Genomic DNA, 11,801 nt, shown 5'->3' with positions numbered 1-11,801 from the left:
GTATTACCAGCTCAGATCCCGTCCGGCCGGCTCTTCTCCCCGTTCTCGAGAATCGAGTCGACCCCGTCTCGAGTCGGCAGCGCGGTCATCGCTCCCGAGTCGGTCGTGGTCGTCGCAGCGACCGCAGTCGCGAACTCGAGCGTCCCCTCGAGCGACCGCCCGTCGCGTACGGCGACGATCGCGCCGGCGACGAACGCATCGCCGGCGCCGGTCGTGTCGACGACGTCGACGTCGAACCCGGGGTGGTCAGCAACGATCGGTGCCGAGTCGTCGTCTGCCGCGTTTGTCGTCGCCGTCGAGTCCGTGGACGCCCACGCCGCACGCGCGGACGAGACCGCGAGCGCGCCCTCGCTCCCGCGCGTGACGAACACGGTGTGCGGCCCCGTTCCGTCGATCTCGGTGCTGCGTCCGTACTCGAGCGCGGCTCGAGCGAGCGCTTCCGGCTTCGACGCCGATCCGGCGTTCGACGCGGAGCCGCCGTCCGTCGGCGACGACTCGGCCTCGAACCCGAGGCGCTCGAGTTCCTCGACGGTCGCCTTGCAGACGTCGACGTGGGCGAGGGCGTCCCGACCCACGCGAGCGAAGGTCTCCCCGTCAGGCCACAGCTCCGGCCTGAAGTTCGGATCGAACGAGGTGGTACAACCCGCCGCAGACGCCCGCTCGAGCAGATCCAGCGTCGCCGCTCGAGACGAGCCGCTCGCGAGGGTGACGCCGCCCGCGTGAACCCAGTCGAGGTCCGCGAGCGTCGCGTCGTCGACTCGACCGGGCTCGAGGCGCGTGTCCGCCGTTCCGTCGCGATAGAAGCTGAACTCGCGGTCGCCCGTCTCGTCGTGGGTGACGAACGCGAGCGTCGTCTTCGCGTCGGCGTCGAACTCGACGAACCGCGACGGGAGGCCCGCGTCGGAGAGCGTCGACTCGAGGTAGCGACCGAACGGATCGTCGCCGACCCGGGTCCAGAACTGCGGCGCGTGCTCGAGGCGGGCGAGGCCGACGGCGACGTTCGCCGGAGCGCCACCGGGCCGGCGCTCGAAGCCCGGCACGTCCTCGAGGGATCCCGATCGCTCGGGCAAGAAGTCGATCAGCGTCTCGCCGGCGACGAGTACGTCGCGAGTCATAGCTGTCACTCTCACGGCCGATAAGTTAGACGTACCTTTGTTAACCGAGCGCTCTCGGGGGTGTCAGTGCCGACTGTAGTAGCGGACGAGAAACGAGAGCGGTCGCAATGCGGGTGGCGGGGTCAGCGAGGATCGCGTGGCGCCGACTTAGAGCACGATGCTCTTCTTGCGGAGCATCGAGTGGATCGAAGCGTCGAGCCCCTCGCGGCCGATACCGGAGTCCTTGTTGCCGCCGAAGGGAATGTCGCCGAGTCCGTGGCTCGGCGCGCCGTTGATGCGGACGGCGCCGGCGTCGACGCGATTCGCGACGTCCATCGCGCGGTTGTGGTCGCTGGTGAAGACGGCGGCGTCGAGCGCGAGGTCGGAGCTGTTGGCGATATCGATGCCCTCCTCCTCGTCTTCGAAGGTGGTGACGACGGCGACGGGACCGAACTGCTCCTCGTCGACGATGCGGGCGTCGCGGGGGACGTTCGCGAGCAGCGTCGGTTCGAAGAACTGGTTGCCGAGTTCGTCCGGGACGCCCTCGGGTGCGCGTCGCTCGCCACCGCGGACGAGGTCGGCGCCCTTGTCGATGGCGTCTTCGACGAGTTCCTCGACCCAGTCGGCCTGCGCTTCGCTGATGAGCGGACCGAAGGCCGTATCCTCGTCGAAGAGGTCGCCGGCCTGCCAGGCGTCCATCTGCCCGTCGATCAGGTCGACGAGGTCGTCGTGGACCGACTCATGAGCGAGCACGCGAGACACGGCCGAGCAGCGCTGGCCGGCGTACTTGAACGAACCCTTGGCGCAGTTGCCCGCGACGTCGGTGAGGTCCGCGTCGTCGAAGACGATCGCTGGCGCGTTGCCGCCCAGTTCCATGTGCAGGTTGACCATCCCGCTCTCGCGCGCGACGTGTTTCCCAGCGCCCGAGGAGCCGGTCATCGCGATGGCGTTGACGCGGTCGTCGCCCGACAGCACGTCACCGATTTCGCTGGCTTCGCCGGCAACGAAGTTGAACGCGCCGTCCGGAATGCCGTCGACGTCGGCGATGATGTCCGCGAGGATCGCGGCCGAAATCGGCGTCTTGCTGGCGGGTTTCAGCAGGACGCTGTTGCCGGCGGCGAGTGCAGGGGCAACCTGTAATGCCGTCGTAGCCAGCGGGTAGTTGTACGGCGTGATACAGAGCACCGCACCGATCGGCTCGTGTTTGACGATGGCCTGCCAGCCCTCGTGGCCCTCGGTCGAGCCCTCGCGGAACTCGCCCTTGCTGACGATGTTCCGGGCCTCCTCTGCCGCGCGGTCGAATCGCTCCGCGGCCTGGCCGACCTCGCCGCGGGCCGACGAGACGGGCTTGCCGGCCTCGCGGACGATGATCTCCGTGAGTTCCTCTTCGCGCTCGCGAAGCCCCTCGGCGATCGCCTCACACCACGTTGCGCGCTCGACGACCGTCGTCTCGCGCAGTTCGGGCTTGATCCGGTGGGCCGCCTCGAGCGCGGTCTGTGCCGTCGCCGGATCCGCGGCGTCGACCTGTGCGAAGGTGCCGCCGTCGGCGAGATCCGAGACCGTGATGACGTTATCCATCTCGAGCCACTCCCCGTCGACGTAGATCCGCTCTCTCCGCTGTGCGACTCTCGTTGCCATACCGACGCTTCGGACGCCAGCACTAAAAATGTTTACTCACCCTCGAAAAAACTACATTACGCGTGGAGGTAGCAACCGACACGCGGTACGGGGTGACTTGACGAAAAATATAATGCGCTATTCACCAACTCGAGTTCTCGTCTTATGAAGAAATATTTTGTCATGGGAAATCTTTAAGTGGAATGCGCGTGTACTGTCATCGTACGATGAGCACCCAGAAGACCGTCCGTCAGCAAGCCGACGTCGTCGAGGAGAACGAACTCCGTCTCGATCAGGAGAAAGCCGAACAGATCGTCGAAGCGCTCAACACGGAACTGGCGAACTCGTACGTGCTGTACCACCAGCTCAAAAAGCACCACTGGGTCGTCGAAGGTGCGGAGTTCCTCCCGCTCCACGAGTTCCTCGAGGAGGCCTACGAGCACGTCGAAGAAGGGGCCGACGTCATCGCCGAGCGTGCCCAGGCGCTCGGTGGCGTCCCCGTCTCCGGTCCGACCAACCAGGAACGTCGCGCGACCGTCGAGTTCGAGGGCGAGGACGTCTACGACATCCGGACGATGTTCCAGAACGACCTCGAGATGTACGGCGACATCATCGAATCGATGCGCGACAGCATCGAACTCGCGGAGAACCTCGGCGACTACGCGACCGCCGAGATCCTGCGTGAGATCCTCGTGACGCTCGAGGAAGACGGTCACCACTTCGAGCACTACCTCGAGGACGACACCCTCGTGCTCGAAGAGGCGACCAAGTAAGCGCCGACCGACGGCGGTAGTTGCTCCGTTTTTCGCCGTTTTCGTCCATCGCGAGCGTCGGCTGTGCGCTCGGTCGTATCGCGCTACGGCTCCTGAATGCGGGTTAGAGAGCGCTCAGCGATGCCGATAGCGGATCCGGGCGAAGAGCGCGACACCGACGAGAATCGTCGTCGGTTTCGTGAGCGGAATACGAATCGTTCGCGGCTGTACGGTCCGGAGAAACGAGAGATTCCGACGGGCGGAGACGAACGCGTCGTCGCTCGAGTCGGAGTCGAGATAGATAGATCGATGATTACGAACGCGCTCGCTGAACACGGTCCCGAAGCGACTATCGACCGGCTACGGCGGATTCGACGGGTTCGACCGACTCACCGCTCGAGGTCGACGGCGAGATCGGTGGCGATCCAGCCGTCGGTGTTGCCGCGTTCGGTAAAGACGAGTTTGCCGGGGCGGGGCTCGTGGCTGCTCACGACTGCCGTCGGCTCCTCGCGTTCGTCGGTGTCGGAATCCTGCGTGCGGGCGGGTACGTCCATCAGGTGAAGTTAGGCGAACCTAAATCTAAAAAGGTTTTGGTCGGCCTAAGATTCTGGGAGCTGACGAGTTCGCGTCGCCTCGACGGCTGCATGGACCACTTTCAAACTGGTCGCCGCCGCACCCGCGCGTATGGAGTACGACATCGTCCAGGGCGATATCGCCGCACAGTCCGCCGACGCGCTCGTCAACGCGGCCGGCACGAGCCTCGAGATGGGCTCGGGCGTCGCCGGTGCGCTCAGGCGAGGTGCGGGCGAGGAGATCAATGAGGACGCCACGCGGAAGGGACCGGTCGACCTCGGCGAAGTCGCGGTCACCGACGCCTACGATCTGAACGCCGAGTACGTGATCCACGCGGCGGCGATGCCCCACTACGGGGACGGACAGGCGACGGCTGAAAGCGTTCGCGACGCGACCCGGAACGCGCTCGAGCGCGCGGACGAACTCGGCTGTCAGTCGGTCGTGATTCCGGCGCTCGGCTGTGGCGTCGCCGGCTTCGAACTCACCGAGGGAGCCGAAATCATCGGCGAAGAGATCGAGCGCTTCGAACCCGAGTCGCTCGAGGACGTTCAGTTCATCGCCTACAGCGACGAGGAGTACGACGCGATCCGCGCGGCGACCGGGAAGGCGGATCAGTCGGAGTTTACGGAAGCGAGCGAGTCGGATCGATAGCTGCGCGGTCGAGCGCGTTTCGTTCGGGGCCGACACCGTCCGCAGCGAGGGCGGCGACGGCGACGAATCGATCGGCCGTACTCTCACTCGACGGTGACCCGCGCCGAGCCGCCGGTCACCGTCACCTCGTAGTAGCCGTCGGTCGGGATTTCGACGTCGAACGTCTCCTCGCCCTCGACGGTTTCGTCGAGCACGGGCCCGGAGTACGCCCTCGCCGCGTCTTCCTCGTCGTCCGCGTTCTCGACGGTTTCGTCGAGATCGTAGCTGATCCAGACGTCGACTTCGCCCTCGTCTTCGACGGTCACGGTGACCTCGAGTTCGTCGCCCTCGTCGGCCTCGAAAGATTCCGTGCCGTCGTCCTCGAGTTCCGCGTCCAGTTCTTCGCTCTCTCCGAAGGCACAGCCCGCGAGCGAGACCGTCGCGGTCGTTGCCGTGACTGTGAGGAATCGTCTTCGGTCCATGAATCTGTGCTCAACGACGAGAGTGTTAATATCACGGTTGTCACTCACGACAGGATATGCCCCCGTTCAAAACGCGACGACCACCCTGGAGCCGAATCGCTCTCTCGACGGTTACTCGAGCGAGAGGCCGCGAATCTCCACGCTCTCGCCGTCTTCGACGTGACCGATGATCCGCCCGTCGGTGTCGGCAACGAGGTCGTCGGCCCGGTCTTCGGGAACGGCGACGACGAAGCCGGTACCCACGTTGAACGTGCGGTGCATCTCCTCGTCCGTCACGTTCCCTTCCTCCTGAACGAACTCGAAGACCGGCTGGGCTGGGAACGGATCGTCGACGACGTACCGTCGATCGCCCATTCGGAGCAGGTTCGTCCAGCCGCCGCCCGTGACGTGTGCTGCGGCCCGAACGTCGTGTTCGCGCATCGGCTCGAGCAAGTCCGTGTAGATCCGCGTCGGCCGAAGCAGTTCCTCGCCGATCGTTCGGTCCGGATCCGGCGGGAACTCGTCGGTGTAGTCGTGGTCTCGGGTGACGGCCTCTCGAGCCAGCGTCAGCCCGTTCGAGTGGATCCCGCTGGAGGCGAAGCCGACGAGCGCGTCGCCGACCGCGGCCTCGCCGTCGAGAATGTCGTCCTTCGCTGCGAGTCCGGCACAGGTGCCCGCGAGGTCGAAACCCGAGACGACCTCGGGCATGACGGCCGTCTCCCCGCCGAGAAGGGTCATGCCGGACTCCTCGAGGCCCACCGCGAGTCCCTCGCCGATCTCGTTCGTCAGGTCGTCGTCCGGTTCGTCGATCGCGAGGTAGTCGACGAAGGCGACGGGTTCGACCCCCGCGGCCACGAGGTCGTTGACGTTCATCGCGATGCAGTCGATCCCGATCGTCGAGAAGTCCGAGATCGCTTCCGCCACCAGGAGCTTGGTGCCGACGCCGTCGGTCGCGAGCGCGAGATAGCGGTCGCCGATGTCGAGCAAGCCGGCGTACTCGGTCGTCAGGCCGCTGCCGAACGCCTCGAGCAGCGCCGCGGTCGCGTCCTCGCTGGCGTCGATATCCACGCCCGTCTCGGCGTAGGTGAGCCGTTCCTCGCTCCCGTCGTCCGCTGAATCGGTCATGTCTGAACGACCTCCCGGGGTGAGCAAAAGGTCACCGGTCCCGGAGCGGCCGGGAGTTCACGCGCCGAACGCGGCTCACTCGTCGTCGTCTCGCTCGAGTTGCTCGAGCAGCGCCTCGAGCGTGTCGACGTGGGATTCGAACGTCTCTCGGCCCTCCTCGGACAGTTCGTAGGTGGTCTGTGGCCGTCGGTCGACGAACCGTTTCTCGACGGTGACGGCGTCGGCGTCTTCCATACGCTGGACGTGTCCCGAGAGGTTGCCGTCGGTGATGCCCAGTTCGTCCTGAATTTCGGAGAAGGTCGCCCGGTCGTGGCGGTAGAGATAGGCGAAGATCTGCAGTCGGGTCGGCTGGTGGACGAGTTTGTCGAATTCCATGAGGGGGTCAGTCGGCGACGCGATAGGTCAGCAGGTAGTACGTCCCTGCCCCGTGCAGGAAAAAGAGGATTCCGAAGACGGCGTAGCCGGCGTAGTGGAGCCACTCGACGAACGGCATCAGCCAGGCGAAGAGGAGGATCCAGCTGCCGTTGCTGTAGAACGGATAGCGGTCGATCGCCCGAATCCGGTAGGCTCGCAGGATCGTGCCGGCCAGCAGATACCCCATCCCGAGGACGGTAAACGCGACGCTGAAGAAGAACGCTCCCCGCAGGACGCTCTCGACGTCGGCGAGCACGGGGTCGACGATCGACGTCAGGACGAACAGCCCGGCGACGAGCGTCCCGAAGACGACCTTCCAGCTCGGTTTCGGGGTGGGATCGTCGACGTCGATGCCGGCGCGGACGGACGTCTGCCACTGCGTGTAGCCGACCAGCGCGAAGACGGCCGCCCAGACGAGAATGTAGACGTACTGGGGCCACGGGTAGACGAACATAACGTTCGTCAGCACGCCGGCCAATCCGACGACGACGCCGTGGACGAGCCACAGGCGTCGCTGACCGGGATACCGATCCTCGATGGCCATCGCCGACTTGATCTGCCGGATGTCCTCGCGCAACGCGTCGACGTCCGGCTGTCCGTCCGGGGCGGGGTCGTCCGTCCGGTCGACGTTGTCCGTCATCGTCGGCTCACCTCGCTCCTCTCGGATCCGGACCGATCGGGCCGGTCACCGTCCGTCGGTTCGGCCGATGACCCGTCGACCCGGGCCGGCTGCACGTACGTGTAGTAGTTGAAGAGATCGGTGTACGACGGCGAGTCGCGGTCGACGGTCGCGCGTTCTCGCTTCCGGTCGATCGCGCCTTCGATCGATTCGAGATCGGCGCCCGGCGGCACGAACCCGCGAATTTCGTCGCCCCGCTGGAAGACCCGATCGCCGAGGAACGGTGATTCGGGCGCCATCGCCCCGCGAATCCGGACGACCGGCGGCAACTCCTCGAGCAGCGCCGTCGGCTCGTCCGTGGCGACGACGCGCCCGTCCTGGACGAACGCGATCCGATCGGCGATCCCCGCGTCCAGCGGCGCGTGGCTCGTCACGAGGATCGTCTTTCCGGCCGCGCGGTACTCGAGCAACAGGTCGTGGACGACCTGGATCATCGAGAGATCCAGTTCCGCGGTCGGCTCGTCCAGCAGGTAGAGCTCCGCGTCGACGGTGAGCGCGATCACCAGTTCGAGTTTCCGCGTCATCCCGCCGGAGTACTCCCGCGCCGGACGGCCGAGGTCGTCGGCGAGTTCGAGGCGATCGACCAGCTCGCGCCAGTCCTCGGTCGCGCCCGGATGCAGGTCGCCGTAGAACCGGATGTTCTCCCGCCCGGTCAGGTCCGGATCGATCGACTGACCCTGTAACATCACGCTCGTCGCCGATCGCGCCTCGGTCGGCGAGCGCCCGTCGAAGAGTTCGATCGATCCGGTCTCGGGTCGGCTGCTCCCGGCGAGACACGAGAGGAACACCGACTTCCCGACGCCGTTCGGCCCCATCAGGGTGAGCAACTCCCCCTCCTCGACCGTCAGATCGAGACCGGTGAGGACCCGTCCGTCGCCGAACCCCTTCGTGACGTTCCGGGCCTCGAGCAGCGGTTCGTGCGGTCGATCGGCCGGCTCTCCATCCGTGGTGTCCGAGATATCGGTCGTCACGATCAGGCCTCACCTCCGTAGGCGAACCGTCGGACGATCGCGACGGCGAGGGCGCACAGTCCGACCGCGTAGCCGACCAGTAGCGTCCCGTACTCGAGCGATACCGGGGCCTCCGGCGGCGTCATGAAGTCGACGTTCTCGGTGCCCGCCCAGGCGGCGATCTGCATCCGCGTCGCCAGCGAGTTCGGCAGGTAGTTGACGAACGCCGGATCGCTGCCGATCAGGCTCGGGACGGTTCCGTTGAACCCCGTCAGGTAGAAGGCCATCAGCACGACGACGACCGAAATCGTCGTCATATGTTCCGGCTTGGTGATCACGAGCGCCAGAAGCAGGGCCAGCGCCATCGCGATCGTACAGAACAGGACGAACGAGAGAGCGAGGATTACGAACTGAATCGCGTGCAACTGCCCCACTTCGAAGGACCCGCCGTGAGCGGCCGCGGCGAGGATCGTCACGAGATAGGAACACCCGCCGAGTGCGGTGCCGGCGGCGAACCGGCCGGCGAGATCCGCGGTCGGTGACACCGGCATCGCACGGAGTTTTCGATACCGGTCGCCCTCGAGATCGCGGGCGAACTCGCCGGCGAACACCGCGATGGTGACGGTGAACGCGCCGAACAGTCCGTAGGTGATTCCCTGCGAAGCCTTGACGTACGGGAGGTCGCCGGCGGGGACGCCCTCGATGAAAAACGCCATCGTCAGGAAGTACCACGCGACCGGCCAGCCGACCGCGAGGAAGACGATCAGTTTGTTGCGACGCAGTTGCTGTACGTGACGCCGTGTGAACGCTCGCGCCTGGCCGGTCCAGGGCACCGCGTGCGGTGTCGTATCGGGCATTGTGATCAGGTTCTCGAGTGGCGGCCGCGCGTCGTGTCAGCAACGCGATCGGCTCGTCCTGATGCTCGGCTTACAGGACCAAAAACCTTGTCTAATAGATCACTCTACATCACAAAGTAGCGACGGATTTATATAGTATATCTCGCTGCGAGACGCAGTCACCGATCGAATACCGCAGTTCGAGCGGGGTCGGATGGAAAACCGCGTTCGGTCGGCCGACGAGAATCAGAACAGCCCGACGAACAGCAACACGTACCCCGCGAGCAGGACGCTCGGGACGAAGACGAGCGCGAAGACGCCCTTGTGCCAGTCGTAGACCGACTTTCCGTCGAGCGGACCGAAGGGGATCATGTTGAACGCGGCCAGGAGGAGGTTGATCGCGACGCCCAGTTGACCGATCGTCCCGAGGACGCTCGGAAAGATCATCAGCGGCAGGAACATGAGCGCGAGGAGGTGGTTGGTGATCGGTCCGGCGAGGGCGATCATCGCGTTCTCCCGCTTCGTGATCCGGCCCCGGTGGTAGACGGCTCCCGGCGCGGCGAAGAGGAACCCGACCAGGGCGCCCATGATGGCCAGAAACAGCATCTGGTAGTCCGCACGGAACTCGGCGATCTGGCCGTACTCGATCGCGACGACCTTGTGCGCGAGTTCGTGCAGGAGGAAGGCGACGCCGACGGTGACGAAACTCAACCCGACCATCGCCGCGAAGTAGCCGATCGCGACCGGCGCACGGTGAATCGGCGCGAACAACAGCGCGAACGCGACCGAGAGCGTGATCCACGCGACCGCGAGATCGAACAGTTCCTTGCTGCTGAAGGTTAACTCGGGCTCCGACCGACGGGTTCGCGTGCTCACGTCAACCACCCTCGGAGCAACTCGAGCGTGTTTTCGGCCCCGCGGATGAGTTCGCCCATCAGCGCGTCGACGCCGCCGATCTCGGGTGCCAGCCACGGCAGGACGACGATCGGGAACAGCAGGGTCGCGATCATGCTCCCCACGTTGGTCAGCGCGACGATCATGATGAGCCGGAACAGCGGTACGTCGAACATTTCGGAGAACGCGTCCTCCATCGGTCGCTCCGTGTCGCCGACGATCTCGTTGAGCTGCTGGATGTCACGGACGTTGACCGGCCGGTATTTGAGTTCGACGTAGCCGGCGAACCAGCCCGGAGCCAGCAGCGGATTGATGCTGGTCAGCCAGGCGACCGAGCCGCCGACGCCGGCACTGGTCCAGCGAGCGCCGGCGAGGCGCGCGAGCGTGAACGCGAAGAAGCCGTTGAACAGGAACCACGCGGCGAACAGTTGCAGGAGGAACGTATCCTGCACGCCGGCCATGATCAGGAGGAAGAAGAAGCCGACGAAGCCGAGCGTCACCAGGTAGCCGACGATCTTCAGCGGTGAGAACCGTCTTCCCGAAGCGGCTCCGGAGAGCGACTCGAGCGTCGGGATCTCCGACGGGTTCTCGAGGTGGCGTTCGATGCCGGCTTTGTGACCGGCGCCGACGACGGCGATGACGTCGTACCCCTGGATGCGGAGTTGTTCGAGGTGATTCGCGATGTAGGCGTCGCGTTCGTCGATCAGTGCGTTCGCCCCGCGGGGGCTGAACTGGCGGAACTCCTCCATCATCGCGGCGACGACGTCGCCGTCGGTCATATCCTCGATGTCGACCTCGTCGATGTCCTCGACGTCGCCGCCGAGCGCGTCGAGGAAGAGTCCGACCACCGCGCCGATAGCGACCCCGACGCCGAGGCCGGCGACCACGCCGACCGTCCCGCGGATCGCGTAAGTGCCGGCGCTCTCGAAGATCCCCGCCGAAAGCGGCCCGACGAACGTCTCGGTCGAGACCAGCGCGAGACAGCCGCCGACTCCCAGTATCAGCCCCGCGAGGATGCGTATCGAGAACCCGCTGAGCACGCCGGTCGACTCGCCGACCGACTCGAGCGAGGGGAGAAAGAGCAGTCCGACGAGCGCGCCGCCGACGGCCCCGCCGACGGCGGCGCCGGCGTACTGGAGCGTGGTCGCGTCGGAGATGCCGAGCAGCAGGAGGTCGCCGAGACCGAGCATCGGTGCGAGGAACGCGGCGAAGATGAACCCGACGAAGAGTCCGGCGGCGGCACCGAACGTGAGTCCGATGGTCCGCGGATCGGTGACGCCGAGGGCGAGCCCGCCGATCATCTTCAGCTTCTCGGTGAACGTCAACCGACGCCAGAACCGCTGGATCGTCACCTGAATGTCTCGGTCGACGAGTGCGACGCCGCTGCCGTTGCGTTCGGCGGCCTCGATGGCGGCGCGCATGTCGGCACCGGGTTCGATATCGAACTTTTCGCCGAGTCGCGACTGGACGTACGAGAGCATCCAGTAGGCCAGAAACTGGAAGACGGTGTTCCCCGAGAGGAGGTCCTCGGCCTCGATATCGTCCGGCGTGCCGCCCTGCATCTGGTTGTATCGGCCCTCGTCGAGTTCGACGGCGACGATGTCCGGTTGTTCGCGATCGATCGTTTCGTGGACTTCGTCGACGCTCGCCTGCGAGACGTGTGCTGTCCCGAGAACGTGAACGGAGCCCTGTTCGTCCCCTGGGGGCTCCGGGGGCTCCGGCACGCCGGCGTCGCCTGCATCGCTCATTAGCGGGTCAACTCGGCGGGGACTTTTA

General features: G+C 65.8%; 13 protein-coding genes. 2 read left to right on the top strand and 11 right to left on the bottom strand.

Features of this window, described 5'->3' with window-relative positions; translation table 11 throughout:
* Positions 1-11: 11 nt before the first annotated feature.
* Together ACSFC7_RS14010 and ACSFC7_RS14005 are read right to left on the bottom strand one after the other, a co-directional pair.
* Complete coding sequence (locus ACSFC7_RS14010; protein ID WP_436343449.1) at positions 12-1,115, bottom strand: carbohydrate kinase family protein; 1,104 nt, start codon at positions 1,113-1,115, stop codon at positions 12-14.
* A gap of 147 nt (positions 1,116-1,262) precedes the next feature.
* The gene (locus tag ACSFC7_RS14005) at positions 1,263-2,732 is read right to left on the bottom strand and encodes an aldehyde dehydrogenase family protein (protein WP_436343448.1); all 1,470 of its coding nucleotides are present in this window, start codon (positions 2,730-2,732) and stop codon (positions 1,263-1,265) included.
* Between the two features lie 206 nt (positions 2,733-2,938).
* Between ACSFC7_RS14005 and dpsA the strand changes: the two genes are divergently transcribed.
* Entirely contained in the window at positions 2,939-3,484 is a 546-nt protein-coding gene (gene dpsA, locus ACSFC7_RS14000) for a DNA starvation/stationary phase protection protein DpsA (protein ID WP_436343447.1), read from the top strand.
* A 368-nt stretch (positions 3,485-3,852) separates the two neighbouring features.
* Here dpsA and ACSFC7_RS13995 read toward each other — a convergent pair whose 3' ends face one another.
* Positions 3,853-4,017, bottom strand: coding sequence for a hypothetical protein (locus ACSFC7_RS13995; RefSeq protein WP_436343446.1), 165 nt, complete (start codon positions 4,015-4,017; stop codon positions 3,853-3,855).
* Positions 4,018-4,147: 130 nt separating this feature from the next.
* On the opposite strand from ACSFC7_RS13995, the gene ACSFC7_RS13990 reads away from it, so the two are divergent.
* Positions 4,148-4,687, top strand: coding sequence for a macro domain-containing protein (locus ACSFC7_RS13990; protein WP_436343444.1), 540 nt, complete (start codon positions 4,148-4,150; stop codon positions 4,685-4,687).
* A gap of 83 nt (positions 4,688-4,770) precedes the next feature.
* Here the strand turns inward: ACSFC7_RS13990 and ACSFC7_RS13985 are convergent, their stop codons facing one another.
* The 8 genes from ACSFC7_RS13985 to ACSFC7_RS13950 form a co-directional block, all read right to left on the bottom strand.
* A complete protein-coding gene (locus ACSFC7_RS13985) occupies positions 4,771-5,148 on the bottom strand; it encodes a hypothetical protein (RefSeq protein ID WP_436343442.1) in 378 nt (125 codons plus the stop codon).
* A gap of 111 nt (positions 5,149-5,259) precedes the next feature.
* Positions 5,260-6,252, bottom strand: a complete 993-nt coding sequence (gene purM / locus ACSFC7_RS13980) for a phosphoribosylformylglycinamidine cyclo-ligase (protein ID WP_436343440.1) — start codon at positions 6,250-6,252, stop codon at positions 5,260-5,262.
* Between the two features lie 75 nt (positions 6,253-6,327).
* Positions 6,328-6,627: a winged helix-turn-helix domain-containing protein gene (locus ACSFC7_RS13975; RefSeq protein WP_436343438.1), complete on the bottom strand. Its 300-nt coding sequence runs from the start codon at positions 6,625-6,627 to the stop codon at positions 6,328-6,330.
* A gap of 7 nt (positions 6,628-6,634) precedes the next feature.
* Positions 6,635-7,306, bottom strand: coding sequence for a hypothetical protein (locus tag ACSFC7_RS13970; protein ID WP_436343436.1), 672 nt, complete (start codon positions 7,304-7,306; stop codon positions 6,635-6,637).
* Positions 7,303-8,316, bottom strand: a complete 1,014-nt coding sequence (locus ACSFC7_RS13965) for an ABC transporter ATP-binding protein (protein ID WP_436343434.1) — start codon at positions 8,314-8,316, stop codon at positions 7,303-7,305. The genes ACSFC7_RS13970 and ACSFC7_RS13965 overlap by 4 nt, the downstream gene beginning before the upstream one ends.
* Positions 8,317-8,318: 2 nt before the next feature.
* Positions 8,319-9,152 (bottom strand): ABC transporter permease, encoded by an 834-nt coding sequence (locus ACSFC7_RS13960; RefSeq protein WP_436343433.1) that lies wholly within the window; start codon positions 9,150-9,152, stop codon positions 8,319-8,321.
* Between the two features lie 225 nt (positions 9,153-9,377).
* Complete coding sequence (locus ACSFC7_RS13955; protein WP_436343431.1) at positions 9,378-10,007, bottom strand: metalloprotease; 630 nt, start codon at positions 10,005-10,007, stop codon at positions 9,378-9,380.
* A complete protein-coding gene (locus ACSFC7_RS13950) occupies positions 10,004-11,773 on the bottom strand; it encodes a TraB/GumN family protein (protein ID WP_436343430.1) in 1,770 nt (589 codons plus the stop codon). Before ACSFC7_RS13950 ends, ACSFC7_RS13955 begins: the two co-directional genes overlap by 4 nt.
* Positions 11,774-11,801: the final 28 nt, after the last annotated feature.

Source organism: Natronorubrum halobium (assembly GCF_051351675.1).
GTDB lineage: Archaea > Halobacteriota > Halobacteria > Halobacteriales > Natrialbaceae > Natronorubrum.
This window is presented reverse-complemented; position numbering and strand designations above follow the sequence as displayed.